12 protein-coding genes are annotated in these 16,359 nt (G+C 74.5%); 8 read left to right on the top strand and 4 right to left on the bottom strand.

Features of this window, described 5'->3' with window-relative positions; translation table 11 throughout:
• Positions 1–8: 8 nt before the first annotated feature.
• Complete coding sequence (locus E8D37_RS10635) at positions 9–1,322, top strand: trypsin-like peptidase domain-containing protein (RefSeq protein WP_168929716.1); 1,314 nt, start codon at positions 9–11, stop codon at positions 1,320–1,322.
• Between the two features lie 10 nt (positions 1,323–1,332).
• Here E8D37_RS10635 and E8D37_RS10630 read toward each other — a convergent pair whose 3' ends face one another.
• A complete protein-coding gene (locus E8D37_RS10630) occupies positions 1,333–1,572 on the bottom strand; it encodes a helix-turn-helix domain-containing protein (RefSeq protein WP_136569754.1) in 240 nt (79 codons plus the stop codon).
• Between the two features lie 130 nt (positions 1,573–1,702).
• Here E8D37_RS10630 and E8D37_RS10625 point away from each other — a divergent pair, with 130 nt between their 5' ends.
• Both E8D37_RS10625 and E8D37_RS10620 read left to right on the top strand, forming a co-directional pair.
• On the top strand, positions 1,703–2,410 hold the full coding sequence (locus E8D37_RS10625) for a hypothetical protein (RefSeq protein WP_136569753.1): 708 nt from the start codon (positions 1,703–1,705) through the stop codon (positions 2,408–2,410).
• Positions 2,407–3,774, top strand: a complete 1,368-nt coding sequence (locus tag E8D37_RS10620) for a hypothetical protein (RefSeq protein ID WP_136569752.1) — start codon at positions 2,407–2,409, stop codon at positions 3,772–3,774. Before E8D37_RS10625 ends, E8D37_RS10620 begins: the two co-directional genes overlap by 4 nt.
• 19 nt (positions 3,775–3,793) lie before the next feature.
• Here E8D37_RS10620 and E8D37_RS10615 read toward each other — a convergent pair whose 3' ends face one another.
• Both E8D37_RS10615 and E8D37_RS10610 read right to left on the bottom strand, forming a co-directional pair.
• Positions 3,794–5,200, bottom strand: coding sequence for a hypothetical protein (locus tag E8D37_RS10615; protein WP_240770344.1), 1,407 nt, complete (start codon positions 5,198–5,200; stop codon positions 3,794–3,796).
• Complete coding sequence (locus E8D37_RS10610; RefSeq protein ID WP_136569751.1) at positions 5,197–5,598, bottom strand: hypothetical protein; 402 nt, start codon at positions 5,596–5,598, stop codon at positions 5,197–5,199. Before E8D37_RS10610 ends, E8D37_RS10615 begins: the two co-directional genes overlap by 4 nt.
• Positions 5,599–5,747: 149 nt before the next feature.
• Between E8D37_RS10610 and E8D37_RS10605 the strand changes: the two genes are divergently transcribed.
• The 3 genes from E8D37_RS10605 to pruA all read left to right on the top strand — a co-directional run bounded on the left by E8D37_RS10605 (position 5,748) and on the right by pruA (position 9,379).
• The gene (locus tag E8D37_RS10605; RefSeq protein WP_136569750.1) at positions 5,748–7,226 is read left to right on the top strand and encodes a wax ester/triacylglycerol synthase family O-acyltransferase; all 1,479 of its coding nucleotides are present in this window, start codon (positions 5,748–5,750) and stop codon (positions 7,224–7,226) included.
• A 22-nt stretch (positions 7,227–7,248) separates the two neighbouring features.
• A complete protein-coding gene (locus E8D37_RS10600; RefSeq protein WP_136569749.1) occupies positions 7,249–7,578 on the top strand; it encodes a hypothetical protein in 330 nt (109 codons plus the stop codon).
• Between the two features lie 160 nt (positions 7,579–7,738).
• Positions 7,739–9,379 carry an L-glutamate gamma-semialdehyde dehydrogenase gene (gene pruA, locus E8D37_RS10595; protein ID WP_136569748.1) on the top strand — a complete coding sequence of 547 codons (1,641 nt, stop codon included), beginning with the start codon at positions 7,739–7,741 and terminating at the stop codon, positions 9,377–9,379.
• Positions 9,380–9,475: 96 nt separating this feature from the next.
• On the opposite strand, the gene E8D37_RS10590 is transcribed toward pruA, so the two are convergent.
• Positions 9,476–9,952, bottom strand: a complete 477-nt coding sequence (locus E8D37_RS10590) for a DUF2505 domain-containing protein (RefSeq protein WP_168929715.1) — start codon at positions 9,950–9,952, stop codon at positions 9,476–9,478.
• A gap of 130 nt (positions 9,953–10,082) precedes the next feature.
• Here E8D37_RS10590 and E8D37_RS10585 point away from each other — a divergent pair, with 130 nt between their 5' ends.
• Both E8D37_RS10585 and E8D37_RS10580 read left to right on the top strand, forming a co-directional pair.
• On the top strand, positions 10,083–11,099 hold the full coding sequence (locus E8D37_RS10585) for an LLM class flavin-dependent oxidoreductase (protein ID WP_136570082.1): 1,017 nt from the start codon (positions 10,083–10,085) through the stop codon (positions 11,097–11,099).
• A gap of 236 nt (positions 11,100–11,335) precedes the next feature.
• Positions 11,336–16,267, top strand: coding sequence for an NAD-glutamate dehydrogenase (locus E8D37_RS10580; RefSeq protein ID WP_240770343.1), 4,932 nt, complete (start codon positions 11,336–11,338; stop codon positions 16,265–16,267).
• Positions 16,268–16,359: the final 92 nt, after the last annotated feature.

Here is a 16,359-nt window from a genome sequence, read left to right as displayed (position 1 = left end):
TGGCGGCCGTGAGCGACGAGCAGCCCGGCCCTGACACGCCCCACCCCGCGACGCCTCCTGTGGACGGCCGCCCCTCCTGGGTGCCGCCCTCCCACCAGCCGGCGCCGCCGCTCTCCGCGCGGCCGGCGCCGTACGGGCCGGGGGACGCCGCCGGTGCGTCGCACCCGGTCCCGCCGAACCTCTACGGCCAGCCGGTGCCCGCGGGCGAGCCGCCCACGGACGCTCCCGCCGCCGACCGGTCGCCCCGCCGCGGCCCGTCGGTCGGCACCTGGGCCACCACGGTGGTCGTGGCGCTGGCGGTCGGCCTCGTGGGCGGGGTGCTCGGTGCGTCCCTCGTGCGCGGGACCGGCGGCGGCCTGCCCAGCGTCGACGTCGTCACCGCCGCGCCGGTGAAGGCGGAGGACGGCAGCGTGGCCGCGGTGGCCGCAGCGCTGCTCGGCTCGACGGTGCAGATCGTCGCCACGGACGGCGAGGGCTCGGGCGGCACCGGCTCCGGGTTCGTCCTGGACGAGGAGGGGCACGTCGTCACCAACAACCACGTGGTCGCCGACTCCGTCGACGCCGGCCGGATCGTCGTGGTCGACTCCGAGGGCGAGCGCTACCCGGCCGAGCTCGTCGGGCGCAGCGCCGTCTACGACCTCGCGGTGCTGCGCGTGCCGGACATCGCCGGGCAGCTCACCCCGGCCAGCCTCGGCGCCTCGGCGGCGCTGCAGGTGGGGGAGACCGTCGTGGCGATCGGCTCGCCGCTGGGGCTGAGCAGCACCGTGACGTCCGGCATCGTCTCGGCCCTGGGCCGCCCGGTCACCGTCGGCGGCGGGACGGACGCGTCGTCCTACATCAACGCGGTGCAGACGGACGCGGCGATCAACCCCGGCAACTCCGGCGGGCCGCTGGTCAACCTGCTGGGCCAGGTCGTCGGCGTGAACTCCGCCATCGCCACGGCCGGGGGCTCGCTCACGGGCTCCTCGGGCAGCATCGGGGTCGGGTTCGCGATCCCCGTCGAGCAGGTCCGGGTGACCGTGGACGAGATCCTGCGGACCGGCGAGGCGCGCTACCCCGTCATCGGCGCCGAGGTGGAGACCAACAACGCCACCGGCGCCGGGGCCCGGCTGCAGACGGTGGGCGACGGCAGCCCCGCGGAGGCCGCCGGCCTCGAGGCGGGCGACCTCGTCACGCACGTCGACGACGTGCGGGTCACCGACGGCATCTCCCTCATCGTCGCCATCCGCACCCACCAGCCCGGGGACACCATCACGCTCACCTACCGGCGCGACGGGGTCGAGGACGACGCCGACGTGGTGCTGGACGGGCAGGTCGGCTGAGCCGCGGCCGTCAGACCTCGGGCCGCTCGGCCTCGACGAACGGGTGCTCGTCGACGAACGTCCGCGTCTCGTCGTACATCCGTTGGATGAACTGCTCGAGCTGCGCGGACTCCACGCGCCACTGGCCCCGCCCGCCGATCTTGATCGCCGGCAGCTCGCCGCGCCGCACCAGCGCGTAGACCTGCGCGCTGGAGGTGTTGAGCACCTCGGCGACGTCGGCCAGGGTGAGGAAGCGGGGGCTGGCGGGCATGGGCCCATGGTGGCATCCGCGCGGCCCCGCCGCCCGCACCGCCGGGCCGTCTGTGGACAACGTCCTCCCAGGGTGCGCCCCTCTGTGGATGACAGGTGTTGGCTGACGATCGCGGGGAAGGCTGCGCGCCGTGGCCCTCCTGACGCACGACCGTGAGCACCCCGCGCCCGAGCCCGCGGGCCCGATCGGCACGCCATCCGCGACCCGGGTGCGCCAGACCGGGTGGCGCGACCCGCGCCTCTGGATCGGCGTGGCGATCGTCGCCGCGTCCGTGGTGCTGGGCGCGCGGGTGATGGCCGGGGCCGACGACACCGTCACCGTGTGGTCCGCGGGTGCCGATCTCCCGGCGGGCACCACGCTGGACGCCTCCGACCTCGTGGCCACCCAGGTGCACTTCGCCGACGAGGCCGACCTCGGCGCCTACCTCACCGCCGCCGACGCGGTGCCCGAGGGCGCCGTGCTGCTGCGCGAGGTGGACGCCGGCGAGCTCCTGCCCCGCTCGGCGCTGGGCGAGGGGCTGCCGGACGACGTGGTCGACCTCGCCGTCCCCGTGCCGGTCGAGCAGGTGCCCGGCAGCGTCGCCGTCGGGTCGGTCGTCGACGTCCAGCTGCTGCCCGGGCCGGGCGGGCTGCCCGTCGGCGCCGCCCGCGCGGGCTGGGAGGCCGGGCAGCCGGTGCTCGCCCAGGCGCTCGTCGTCGAGGTCGGGGACGCGGCGTCCGCGACGTCCGGCACGGTGCGTCGGCTCGTGCTCGAGGTCGACGCGGACGAGGCGGAGCAGTGGTACCGCGTGCGCTCGGCCTTCCCCGACCCCGTCGTCTCCGTGGCGGTGCACCCGTGAGCCCCCGCGTCGTCCTGGTGGCCGCGGCGGGCGCGGCCTGGGAGGACCGGCTGCTCGCCGACCTCGACGAGCGCCCCGACCTCGTCGTGCTCAAGCGCTGCATGGACGTGGAGGACCTGCTCGCCTCGGCGGTCTCCGGCCAGGCGGACGCCGCGGTGCTCCCGCTGGACGCCCACGGCCTCGACGCCGCGGCCGTCGCCGTGCTGGTGCGGCACGGGCTCCGGGTCGTCGCCGTCGTGCCCTCCACTCTCGCCCCGGACGTCGCGCGGCTGCGCGCCGCCCGCGTCGGGCTGCGGGCGCTCGTCCCGGAGCAGGCGCTCGAGGGGGTGCCCGATGCGCTGGCCGCCGATGCGCTGGTGTCCGATGCGCTGGTCGAGGACGAGCCGCCGGGGCGGGCGAACGGCCCCGCGGCTGGTGGCGTGCCGGACGCGGGCGGCTGGGACGGCTGGGGAGCCGACGGCACGGGCGCGACGCCGGCCGGCGCGCGCGGCCGCGTGGTCGCCGTGTGGGGCCCGGCGGGCGCCCCCGGGCGCAGCACCGTCGCCGCGACCCTCGCCGGGGTGGTCGCGGCCCGCGGCAGCCGGACCCTGCTCGTCGACGCCGACCCGTGGGGCGGCTCGCTCGCCCAGCAGCTCGGCGTCCTCGACGAGGTCTCGGGGCTGCTCGCGGTGACCCGGCTGGCCGCCGGCGGCACGCTCCAGCGGCGCTGGCCGAGCGCCGCGCGCGACCTCGGTGGCGGGCTGTCCGTGCTCACCGGCCTCCCGCGGCCCGACCGCTGGGCCGAGGTGCGGCCCGGGGTGCTCGAGGAGCTCCTCGACGCGGCCGCCGGCGCGGGAGACGTCGTGGTCGACACCGGCTTCAGCCTCGAGGACGACCCGGGCGCCGAGCTTGCGGGTCGCGGCGGCCGCAACGGCACCACGCTGGCCGCGCTGGAGTCGGCCGACGAGGTGGTCGTCGTCGGCACCACCGACCCCGTCGGCCTGGCCAGGCTGGCGCGCGGGCTGGTCGACCTGGCCGAGCTGCTGCCCGGCGTCCGACCGCACGTGGCGCTCAACCGGGCGCGGCCGTCCCTGGGGTGGTCGCGCGAGGAGCTCGCGGACGTCGTGGGCGGGTTCGGCCGGCACGCCTCCCTCCACCTCCTGCCCGCCGACGTCGAGGCGGTGGACCGCGCCGCCGTCGCCGGGCGGGGTCTGGCCGAGCAGCCGGAGTGCGCCTTCACCCGGGCCGTCACGGTCCTCGCGGACGACGTCCTGCCGGCCGGGTCGCCGACCGCGCCCGTACCGGGGGCGGGCCCCCGCGTCCTCCCCGGGGTCCTGCGTCGGGGCCGCCCGCGCGCGGCCGCAGGGCGGCGCCGCGCCCGCTGAGCCGCCCCGGCCGTGTGCCTCAGGCCGTGAGCAGCAGCGTCAGCCCGCCGACGGTGAACGCCAGCATGGCCACCAGCATCGGCACCTGGCCCCGGACGGCCCGGGCGCGCGGCAGCAGCCCGACGGCCCGCTCGTGCGCGGCGACCACGCCGAGCAGGTGGCCGCCGACCACGGCGACGACCTGGACGTCCGCGACGAGCGTCGGGTGGTAGCTCAGCCAGTAGCTGACGGTGAGGCCGCCGGTGCCGAGCCAGTCCGCGCCGACGCCGAGCGGGTCGGAGACGAGGACGAGGGTGCTCTGCCCGACGATCCACCAGTACGTGAGGTAGTGGGCGAGCAGGTACCCGGCGACCACCGGCACGATCGTGGGCGCGAACAGGACGGGCAGGTCGCGGCGGCGGGTGCGCGCCGGCACCGGGGTGAGCATCGAGGCAGCGGCGAGCACCGCGCCCACGACGAGGCAGAAGGCGACGAGGGCCACCGAGTCGGCGACCACCGGGCCCGCCGACCAGGACGTGACGAGCGCGCTGCCCTGGGTGAAGCCGAGCCAGGTGGGGGAGTCGGAGAAGGAGTCGTAGGCGGTCGAGCCCAGCAGCACCGCGACCACCGCGACGAGCCCGGGGCCGGTCGGCAGGGTCGTGAGGTGCGCCAGCGGCGAGGCCACGAGCAGGCGCCCGTCGCGCACCAGCCACGGCGAGAGGTGCGCGAGGAGGTCGGAGAAGACCTCCATCGGGTCCGCGGACGCCAGGAAGCGGGTGCCGCCGACCACCCCGCCCAGCACGAGGACGACGACGTACCCGGTGCACCACAGCCGCACGGGCACCAGCTCGGTGCTGTGGGGGTGCACGAGCTCGAGGAAGGCGAAGGAGAGCAGCCCGAGGGCGGCCGGCCAGCGGCCGACCCAGGCGGGGAGGTCGACGAGGCCGCGCTCGGGGTCGGTGCCGGCCAGCCGGGAGAACGCCTCGACGAGCGTGCGCAGCGGGCTCACCGCGCGCCAGACGGGCCCCAGCGCCAGCGAGGCGAGCGGCACGCCGACCCACCACCAGACGTAGACCATCCCGAAGAGCGGGTTGGCCAGCGTGTCCGGCCCGCCGAAGGCGGCGAGCGCGGCCCACGCCAGCGTCAGCAGGCCCAGCCCGCGCAGCACCCACCAGCGGGCCGGTGACGCGGCCAGAGCCGCGAACGGCCGCGGGGCCGGCGTCCCCACCCTCGAGGGCCGCCACCGCGGCTCGCGCCACGCGACCGCCAGCACCACGAACGAGACGACGAGCGCCACGACCGCGCCGGTGACGGCCAGGCCGACGGGGACCGGCAGGTCCTGCGCGCCGCCGATGCCGTGCGCCTGGATCTCGACGCCGGCCTCGGAGGTGGGGGAGGTGAGAGAAGCCAGGGCTGCCAGGGGTGCGAGGGAGGTCAGGGTGCTCACCGCACCTCGAGCTGGACGATCACCTGGTCGAGCGCGTGGGACTCGATCTCCACCAGCCCGGGCACGGTGATGACGAGCCGCTGCTCGGAGGTGCCGGCGGGGTAGTCGACCTCCTGGGCGGGGGAGGAGTGGACGTGCAGCGAGCCCGCGGAGTCCGCGTCGATGGCGAGGACGACGGTCTGGCCGGCCCCGACCTCGACCCGCTCGCCGCTGGGGTCGACCGAGTCGTCCGTGATCCGCACGTCGATCACCACCGGGTCGGCGTCGGAGGCGTCGGAGCCCGCCTGCTCGGCGCTGCCGCCGCAGGCGGCGAGCGCGGGCAGCAGGAGGCACGCGAGGGCCGCGGCGAGGAGCCGTCGGGGCGGCGCCGGGCGCCGGGCTGGTGCGGGGGTGGGCATCCGGGCGGAGGGCTCCCTCGTGATCGGCTCGCGCGGTGGACCGCCGGGGTGGGCGGGCTCTGACAGAATCGCACGCACCGACCCCTCCGACGGCGCCGACCCGGCACCCGGAGCCGGGGTGCGGACGGCAGGCGGCAGGGAGGACGAGCGTGACGGACAGACTGCGGGCGCGCGACGTCGCCCTGCTCGTCGAGGAGACCGCCTCCACCCCGCACCACCACGCGACCGTGCAGGTCGTGGAGCCCGGCGAGGGCGGCTTCGACTACGACCGGATGCTCGCGCTCGTCTCGGAGCGGATCAGCTTCGTGCCCCGCTACCGGCAGAAGGTGCAGTGGGTGCCGGGGTGGCTCGCCAACCCGGCGTGGGTCGACGACCCGCACTTCGACCTCGGCTACCACGTGCGCCGCAGCGCCGTGCCCCGTCCTGGCACGCAGGACCAGCTGCGCGACCTGGTGGCCCGCATCGTCTCCCGGCCCCTGGACCGCTCGCGGCCGCTGTGGGAGTTCTACGTCGTCGAGGGCCTCGAGGACGGTCGGGTGGCGCTCCTGTCGAAGTCGCACCAGGCGATGGTGGACGGCGTGACGACCGTCGACCTCGGCCAGGTGCTGCTCGACAGCGACCCCGAGCCGCGCGACCTCGGCGGCGACGAGTGGCGCCCCGAGCGCCGGCCCAGCGCGATGACGCTGGTGCGCGAGGCCGTCCGCGACAACCTCAGCGACCCGCGGACGCTGGCGCAGACGGCCCAGTCGCGGGCCGACTCCGCGGTCCGCACGGTCGAGGGCACCCTCCAGCGAGGGGGCCGCCTCCTGGACGCCGTGATCGCCGGCCGGCCGGACCGGGACAGCGCCATCAGCGGCCGCCACTCCGCGCAGCGCCGGGTGGTGCCGGTCTTCACCGACCTCGCCGACTACCGCGCGGTGCGCGAGACCCACGGCGGCACGGTCAACGACGTCGTCCTGGCGACCGTCACCGGCGGGCTGCGGGCGTGGCTGATGACGCGCCACCAGTCGCTCGGCGGCCTGCGCCGGGTGCGGGCCCTGGCGCCGATGTCGGTGATCGACGAGGAGATGGAGGCGACGATCCTCGGGTCGCAGATCGCCCCGCACTACGTCGACCTGCCGGTGGGCGAGCCGAGCCCCGTCGTCCGGCTCCACCAGGTCTCCTACTCCTTCACCGCCCACCACGAGACGGGCCGCGGGGTCTCCGCCGAGCGCCTGGCCGGCCTGTCCGGTTTCGCGCCGACGACCGTGCACGCCGTGGCAGGGCGCGTGGCCGCGGGCGAGCCCCGACGCGGCTTCCAGCTCGCCGTCACCAACGTGCCGGGCCCGCAGACGCCGCTGTACGCCGCCGGCTCCCGGATGGTCTCGACCTACCCCGTGCCGCCGCTGCTGCCCGGCCACCTGCTGGCCATCGGCGTCACCTCCTACGACGGGGAGGTCGCCTACGGCATCACCGCCGACCGCGACCGGGTGCCCGACGCCGACGTGCTCGGGCAGTGCCTCACCGAGGCCCTCGCCGAGCTCGTCGACACCGTCTCCGGCCAGCGCCCGCGGGCGCCGCGGGGCAGGCGGCCGAGCAAGAAGAAGCAGCCGTCCGGGCCCGCGGGTGGGCCGAGGACGAGGACGTGAACGTGAGCAGGAGGAACAGTCGATGAGCGTGCGGGTCTACGTGCCGGGCAGCTACGCGCTGCTGGCGGGGTGGTTCGCGCAGGGCCAGGTGCCCACCGCGGACGGCGTGAGCGCCGTCGACGACGGCGAGGAGTCGGAGTACGCCGCCCTCATGGGTGCCGCCGACGCCTCGGCCGAGCTGGCGGGGGAGGACCGGCGCCGAGTGGTCGTCGTCGCCGAGGTCCGGGCCGAGGGGGACGTCGCGGCGCTCTCCCAGGTCGCGGCCGTGCACGTCGACACCGAGCCGTTCGAGGACGTCGACGACGAGCTGCTCTGGTTCGCCACGCAGGAGGTCGAACACCTGCTCGGCTGAGCGGACTGGTGGCTCAGGCTGGTTCCGGGCTGGTTCCGGGCCGCGCCGGGTGACAGATGTCTGGTTCCCGGGTGGTGAGCCCGTGACGTCCGTCTGATGTGTGCGGGAGGTCCGCGGCCTACGGTGGGGGAGCAAGCCGCACCCACGAAGGAGGACCGCCATGGACGCCATCAGCTTTCCCCCGGCTCCGCTCAACGAGCCGAACCTGACGTACGCCCCCGGCAGCCCGGAGCGCGCCGCGCTCGCGGCCGCCATCGACGAGCTCCAGGCCTCGACCCCGCGTGACCTGCCCGCCTACATCGGTGGCGAGTGGCGCATGGGCGGCGGCGCCGAGATCTCCGTCGTGCAGCCGCACGCGCACGCCAAGCGGCTCGGCACCCTGCGCAACGCCACCAAGGACGACGCCCAGGCGGCCGTCGACGCCGCGCTGGCCGCGGCCCCGGCCTGGCGCGACATGCCCTTCGACGAGCGCTGCGCGATCCTGCTCAAGGCCGCCGACCTGCTCGCCGGCCCGTGGCGGCAGAAGCTCAACGCCGCCACCGTGCTCGGCCAGTCGAAGACCGCCTTCCAGGCCGAGATCGACTCCGCCTGCGAGCTCATCGACTTCTGGCGCTACAACGTCCACTACGCCAAGCAGATCCTCACCGACCAGCCGATCGCGAACAGCCCGGGCATCTGGAACCGCACGGACCACCGTCCGCTCGAGGGCTTCGTCTACGCGATCACGCCGTTCAACTTCACGGCCATCGCCGGCAACCTGCCCACCGCCCCCGCGCTCATGGGCAACACCGTGGTGTGGAAGCCGAGCCCCACCCAGCAGCTCGCCGCCTCGCTCACCATGGAGCTGCTCGAGGAGGCCGGCATGCCCGCCGGCGTCATCAACATGCTCCCCGGCGACGGCCTGGACGTCTCCGAGGTCGTGCTCGCGCACCCCGACCTGGCCGGCATCCACTTCACCGGCTCCACCGCCACGTTCCAGCACCTGTGGAAGCAGGTCGGCGAGAACCTCACCGGCTACCGCTCCTACCCGCGGATCGTCGGCGAGACCGGCGGCAAGGACTTCATCGTCGCCCACCCCTCGGCCCAGCCGGACGTGCTGCGCACCGCGATGATCCGCGGCGCGTTCGAGTTCTCCGGCCAGAAGTGCTCCGCGGCGTCCCGCGCCTACGTGCCGGCCTCGACCTGGGCGGTCATGAAGGACTCCCTCGTCGCCGAGGTCGAGGGCATCACCATGGGCGACCCGACCGACCTCACCAGCTTCATGGGCGCCGTCATCGACGACCGCGCCTTCGCCAAGCACGAGGCCGCCATCGCCCGGGCGCGCGCCACCGAGGGCCTCGAGGTCGTCGCGGGCGGTCAGACGGACGACTCGGTCGGCTACTTCGTCCGGCCGACCGTCATCACTGTGGACGACCCGGCCGACGAGATCTTCTCCACCGAGTACTTCGGGCCGATCCTCGCCGTCCACGTCTACGACGACTCCGTCGAGGGCGCGTTCGAGGCGATCGTGACGCAGCTGGAGTCGGTGGCCCCCTACGCCCTGACCGGCGCCGTCATCAGCCAGGACCGGGCGGCCATCGCCTGGGCGAGCGAGGCGCTGCGGTTCGCCGCGGGCAACTTCTACGTCAACGACAAGCCCACCGGCGCCGTCGTCGGCCAGCAGCCCTTCGGCGGCGGCCGCGCCTCCGGCACCAACGACAAGGCTGGCGCCGCCGTGAACCTCCTGCGCTGGACGAGCCCGCGCTCCATCAAGGAGACGTTCGTGCCGCCGACGGACTACCGCTACCCCTACATGGGCTGACGGTCACGCCGGCGACGGCGAGCAGCACGACGACGGCCCGGCCTCGGGCGATCCCCGGGGCCGGGCCGTCGTCACGTGGCTGCGTCAGCGGGCGGCTCAGGCGAGGCGCTCGTTGCCCACCTTCTCCTCGACCCGCAGGGCCTTGAGGAGCATGTCGCCGATCAGCTTCTCCACCTTGCCGCCGACCAGCGGGATGCGGACGGTGACCTCGAGCTCGACGTGCTGGACCACGCTGTCGCCGTCCTCGGTGAGGGTGGCGGTGCCCGTCATCTCGCCCGGCTTCCCGGGGATGACCACCTCGACGTCGGCGACGCCGCCGCGCCAGGTCTCGGTGCGCACGATGGTGATCTCCTCGCCCACGAGCTTCGTGGCGAAGGAGGGCAGGCCGGTCGCGGGCTGCACCTGCTCGACGCGGACGACGGTCGTCGAGCCGTCCTCGCTGACCTCGACGTCGTGGCGCAGGACCTTCTGCCGGGTCGCGACCTCCTCGCGGAACCCGGGGTCCAGGAGGAGCGCGCGGACGGTGTCGGTGTCGCCCGCGTAGGTGAGAGCGTGGGAGAGGTGGGTGCTCATGGGCCCATCCTGCCCGGCGTGGTGGCCGTGCCGGTGCGCGCGACACGGCTGTGACGGTTGTGACGGGATCGTGCGTGCGATCCGGCTGCCGGTACGGGAAGATTGAAGCGTCAATCTTGTTGAGGTGAACATGAAGAAGATCGGGTTCCTGTCCTTCGGGCACTGGACGCCGTCGCCGCACAGCCAGACGCGGTCGGCGTCGGACGCCCTGCTCCAGTCCGTCGAGCTCGCGGTCGCCGCCGAGGAGCTCGGCGTCGACGGCGCCTACTACCGGGTGCACCACTTCGCCCGCCAGCTGGCCTCGCCGTTCCCGCTGCTCGCCGCCGCCGGCGCCCGCACCAGCCGCATCGAGCTGGGCACCGGCGTCATCGACATGCGCTACGAGAACCCGCTCTACATGGCCGAGGACGCCGGCGCCGCCGACCTCCTGGCCGGTGAGCGGCTCCAGCTCGGCATCTCCCGGGGCAGCCCGGAGCAGGTGGTCGACGGCTACCGGTACTTCGGCTACGAGCCGTCCCCGGGCGAGGACCACGCCGACATGGCGCGCCAGCACACGGACGTGTTCCTCCAGGTGCTCTCGGGCCAGGGCTTCGCCGAGCCGAACCCGCGGCCGATGTTCCCCAACCCGCCCGGCAAGCTGCGGATCGAGCCGCACAGCCCCGGCCTGCGCCAGCGCATCTGGTGGGGCGCCGGCACGCGCGCGACCGCCGAGTGGACCGCCCAGAAGGGCATGAACCTGATGAGCTCCACGCTGCTGTCGGAGGACACCGGCGTGCCGTTCCACGCCCTCCAGGCGGAGCAGATCGAGCGCTTCCGCAAGGCCTGGGCGGACGCCGGGCACGACTGGGCGCCGCGCGTCTCGGTCAGCCGCAGCATCTTCCCGATCGTCACCGCCGAGGACGCGGCCTACTTCGGCCAGGGCTCCTCGAACGACCAGGTGGGGATGCTCGAGGGGGTCAAGGCGCGGTTCGGCAAGTCCTACGCGGCCGAGCCCGACAAGCTCATCGAGGAGCTGCGGGAGGACGAGGCCATCGCCTCGGCCGACACGCTGCTGCTCACCGTCCCCAACCAGCTGGGCGTGGAGTACAACGCCCACGTCCTGGAGTCGCTGCTCACCCACGTCGCCCCGGCCCTCGGCTGGCGCTGACCCCGCTCCACGCCGCCCCTCCACCGGGCCCCTCCGGGCCCCGGGGCGGTGACAGTCCCTGACGAACGGACCGCTTTTCCGCAGGAAAGGGCGTCCGTTCGTCAGGGACTACTTCTTTGCCGCCAGCGCCCCCACCAGCGCCGTCAGGCAAGAGACGGGCAAGAGGTGGTGGAGACAAGGGCAAGACCGGCGCGCTGGTGTTGGCGGCGTCGGTGGTGGCCCCTAGTGTCGGTGGCGTGTCAACGGCGACGCATACCTCAGACCTGGGCAAGTCCGACCTGATCGCGAGGGCCACCGAGCTGGCCTGCGCGGGCAAGGGGACGGGCGGGCCACCGCACGAGCTCGTGGGAGCCCTCCTCGCGGCGTACTTCCGCTACGTCGCGCCCGAGGACCTCACCGGCAGGGCCGACTGCGACGTGTTCGGCGCGCTGGCCAGCCACTACCGGCTGGCCTCCAAGCGCGAGACCGGCACGGCGCGCGTCCGCGTCCTCTCCCCGACGCTGGCCGAGCAGGGCTGGTCGGCGGGCGGCCACACGGTGGTCGAGGTCGTCACGGACGACATGCCCTTCCTCGTCGACTCCGTGACGATGGAGCTCTCGCGTCGGCTGCACGACGTCCACCTCGTGGTGCACCCGCACTTCGACGTGCGCCGCGACGAGTCCGGCGCCCTGCTGGAGGTCCGGCCCGTCACCGACAGCGGCAGCAGCCCCGAGGAGGGCTGGCTGCGCGAGTCGTGGATGCACGTGGAGATCGACCGGGTGCCCGACGACGGCGCGTCCAGCGGACTCGTCCCGGCCCTGGTCGCCGACCTGGAGCGGGTGCTGCGCGACGTCCGCGTGGCCGTGGAGGACTGGACGCCGGCCCGCGCCCGCGCCCGCGAGATCGCCGGCGCGCTGCGGGAGACCCCGCCGGCGGGCCTGCCCGCGGACGAGGTCCGCCAGGCCGCCGAGCTGCTCGACTGGCTCGCCTCCGACCACTTCACCTTCCTCGGCGCGCGGGACTACGTGCTCGAGGTCCAGGACGGCGAGGACGTGCTGCGCGCGGTCGCCGGCAGCGGCCTCGGCATCCTGCGCTCCACCGACGAGACCAGCCACTCCTTCGCCCGGCTCCCGGAGCCGGTGCGGGCCAAGGCGCGGGAGAAGCGCGTCCTGGTGCTGGCCAAGGCCAACTCGCGCGCCACCGTGCACCGCCCCGCCTACCTCGACTACGTGGGCGTGAAGACGTTCGACGCCGACGGCAACGTCACCGGCGAGCGCCGCTTCCTCGGCCTCTTCGCCTCCAGCGCCTACGCCGAGTCGCTGCTCCGCGTGCCGCTGCTGAAGGAGAAGGCCGCCGAGGTGCTGGCCCGCAGCGGGTTCGACCCGAGCTCGTACGCGGGTCGGGCGCTGATGGACACCCTCGAGACCTACCCGCGCGACGAGCTGTTCCACACCGACGTCGCCGAGCTGGCCGGCATGGCCACCGCGGCGATGCACGCCCGCGAGCGCCGCTCGGTGCGGGCCATCACCCGCGCCGACACCTACGGCCGCTACGTCTCGGTGCTCGTCTACCTGCCGCGCGACCGGTACAACACGGCCGTCCGCGAGAAGTTCAGCCAGATCCTGCTGGACCAGCTGGGCGGCACCTCGGTGGAGTTCACCGTGCGCATCCACGAGTCGACGACGGCCCGGGTGCACTTCGTCGTCCACCTGCCGCAGGGCGAGGCCGACCCGACGGTGACCGGCACGCTCCGCGTCCTCGACCCGGCCGAGCTGGAGCGTCGGCTCGTCGACGCCTCGCGCTCGTGGCGCGACGACTTCACCGCCGCCGTCCTCGCCGAGCACGGCGAGAACGCGGGCACCGAGCTCGTCCGCCGCTTCGGGGACGCGTTCCCCGAGGCGTACAAGGAGGACTTCTCCCCGCGGACGGCGGCGGTCGACCTCGGTCGGCTCGAGGCCGTCCGCGAGGCCAACGAGGCCGCCGGCGTGGACGAGGGCCTCGACCTCGCCCTCTACGAGCGGCTGGACGCCGGCCGGGGCGAGGTGCGCCTCAAGGTGTTCCGCGTCGGCCCGGCGCTCTCGCTGTCCCGCGTGCTGCCGATGCTCGCCTCCCTCGGCGTCGAGGTGGTGGACGAGCGCCCCTACGAGCTCGACCACCTGGACCGTCCGACCTACGTCTACGAGTTCGGCCTGCACTACGGCCGCGAGCTCCCCGAGAAGGCCAAGACCCTCGTGGTCGACGCGCTCCGGGCGATCTGGGACCGGCGGGCCGAGACCGACGGCTTCAACCGCCTCGTCCTGGCCGCCGGCCTGACGTGGCGCGAGGTCGCCGTGCTGCGCGCCTACGCCAAGTACATGCGCCAGGGCGGCTCGCCGTTCGGCTCCGACACCATCCAGGAGGCGCTGGCGGTCAACGTCGACATCACCCGCCTGCTGGTGCGCCTCTTCGCCAGCCGCTTCGACCCCGAGGGCGGGGACAACGCGGCCCAGCGCCGGCACGCGGGCGCCACGATGGCCGCCCACGTGGAGCGGGCGCTGGACGACGTGGCCAGCCTCGACCACGACCGCATCCTGCGCTCGTACCTGACCCACGTGCAGGCGACGCTGCGCACGAACTACTTCCAGGCGGACGCCGACGGGCAGCCCAAGAGCTACCTCTCGCTCAAGCTGGAGCCGAAGTCGATCCCGGACCTCCCGCAGCCGCGGCCGAAGTTCGAGATCTTCGTGTACTCCCCGCGCGTGGAGGGCGTGCACCTGCGGTTCGGCTCGGTCGCCCGCGGAGGCCTGCGCTGGTCGGACCGGCGCGACGACTTCCGCACCGAGATCCTGGGTCTGGTGAAGGCGCAGATGGTGAAGAACACCGTGATCGTGCCCGTGGGCGCGAAGGGCGGCTTCTACGCCAAGGACCTCCCGGACCCGACCGTGGACCGCGACGCCTGGCTGGAGGAGGGGAAGGCGGCCTACCGCACCTTCATCTCCGGCCTGCTCGACATCACCGACAACCTGGTGGACGGCCGCACCGTGCCGCCGCGGTCGGTGGTGCGCCACGACGGCGACGACTCCTACCTGGTGGTCGCGGCCGACAAGGGCACGGCGACCTTCTCCGACATCGCCAACGCGGTGGCGCAGGACTACGGCTTCTGGCTGGGCGACGCGTTCGCCTCGGGCGGATCGGTCGGCTACGACCACAAGGCCATGGGCATCACCGCCCGCGGCGCGTGGGTCTCGGTCCAGCGGCACTTCCGCGAGCGCGGCATCGACTGCCAGCGGCAGGACTTCACCTGCGTCGGCGTCGGTGACATGAGCGGCGACGTGTTCGGCAACGGGATGCTCCTGTCCGAGCACACGCGCCTGGTGGCCGCGTTCGACCACCGGGACGTCTTCCTCGACCCGCACCCCGACGCGGCCGTCTCCTACGCCGAGCGCAAGCGGCTCTTCGAGCTGCCCCGCTCGTCCTGGCGCGACTACGACGCGGCGCTCATCTCCGAGGGCGGCGGCGTCTTCAGCCGGCAGGCGAAGTCGATCCCGATCTCGGCGCAGGTGCGCGAGGTGCTCGACCTGGCCGACGACGTCACCCACCTGCCCCCGAACGACCTCATGCGGGCGATCCTGGCCGCACCGGTGGACCTGCTGTGGAACGGCGGCATCGGCACGTACGTGAAGTCCTCGACCGAGTCCCACGCCGACGCCGGCGACAAGGCCAACGACGCCATCCGCGTCGACGGCCGCGACGTCCGCGCCGCGATCGTGGGGGAGGGCGGCAACCTGGGCCTGACCCAGGCCGGCCGCATCGAGTACGCCCGCGCCGGCGGTCGGATCAACACCGACTTCATCGACAACTCCGCGGGCGTGGACACCTCCGACCACGAGGTGAACATCAAGATCCTGCTCGACCGCGTCGTGCGGGCCGGCGACCTCACCGGCAAGCAGCGCAACCAGCTGCTGGCGTCCATGACGGACGAGGTGGCGGCGCTCGTCCTGCGCGACAACCGCGAGCAGAACCTGGCCCTGGCCAACTCCCTGTGGGGCGCGCCGGCGCTGGTCAACGTCCACGAGGACCAGATGCTCCGGCTCGAGGACGACGGGGTGCTCTCGCGCGAGGTGGAGGGCCTGCCCACCACCGCCGAGGTGCAGCGTCGCGCCGAGAACGGCGAGGGGCTCACCGCGCCCGAGCTGTCGGTGCTGCTGGCCTGGACGAAGATCGTCATCGCCGAGGAGCTCCTGGCCTCCGGCGTGGCCGACGAGGAGTACCTGCTCCGCGGCCTGCCCGGCTACTTCCCCTCCGCGATGCGGGAGAAGTTCTCCGACGCCATCGACGGCCACCCGCTGCGCCGCGAGATCGTCGTGACCCAGGTGGTCAACGAGGTCGTCAACGCCGCCGGCATCACCTTCGCCCACCGGCTCACCGCCGAGGCGGGCGCCACGGTGCCCGAGCTCGTCGTCGCCATGCTCGTGGCCGAGGAGATCGTGGGGGCCCGCTGCCTGGTGGCGGGGGTACGCGACCTCGACTTCGTCGTGGACGCCGGCCTGCAGACCCGCCTGCGGATCGAGCTGCGCACGCTGGTCGAGCGCTGCACGCGCTGGCTCGTGGGGCAGCACCTCATCAACGACGGCGCCGGCGCCGAGGAGGTCGTGGCCCGGCTCTCGGAGCCGGTCGGCGCGACCCTGGCCGCCCTGCCCGAGCTCGTCACCGGTCGCGTGCGCACCGCGTGCGAGGAGAACCGGGCGCGACTCCTGGAGTCTGGCGTCCCGGAGGAGCTGGCCCGCTCGCTGTCCGTGCTGGGCCCGGCCGCGGCCGTCCCGGCCCTCGTCGAGCTCGCGCTCGCCGAGGAGCGAGACCCCGCCGAGGTGACCCGCGTCTGGTTCGCCCTCGCGGAGCGGCTCGGCCTGTCGTCGCTCGAGCAGCGCATCCAGGCCCTCCCGCGCCACGACCGGTGGCAGTCGATGGCCCGCGCCGCGCTGCGCGAGGACCTGGCCGGCGTCCACCTGCACCTCACCTCGCAGGTCCTGGCGGCCTCCGAGCCGGGCGCCGACGCGGACACCCGCGTGGACGCGTGGCGGGCAGGCCGGGAGTCCATCGTCGACCGGGCGGCCTCGACCGTCGCCCAGCTGTGCGCCGAGGAGGGCGCCGACCTGGCGCGGCTCTCGGTCGGGCTGCGGACGGTGCGCTCCCTCACGGCGTCGCGCTGACGCCACCCCTGGTTCCCGCCCCGGGACGGTCGGCTCTGGCCGTCCCGGGGCGGGAAGTCACGTCCGGGCGGGAGGACGCTGACCCGGCGATG

The sequence above is a fragment of the Nocardioides sp. GY 10127 genome, from assembly GCF_004919085.1.
GTDB lineage: Bacteria > Actinomycetota > Actinomycetes > Propionibacteriales > Nocardioidaceae > Nocardioides.
This window is presented reverse-complemented; position numbering and strand designations above follow the sequence as displayed.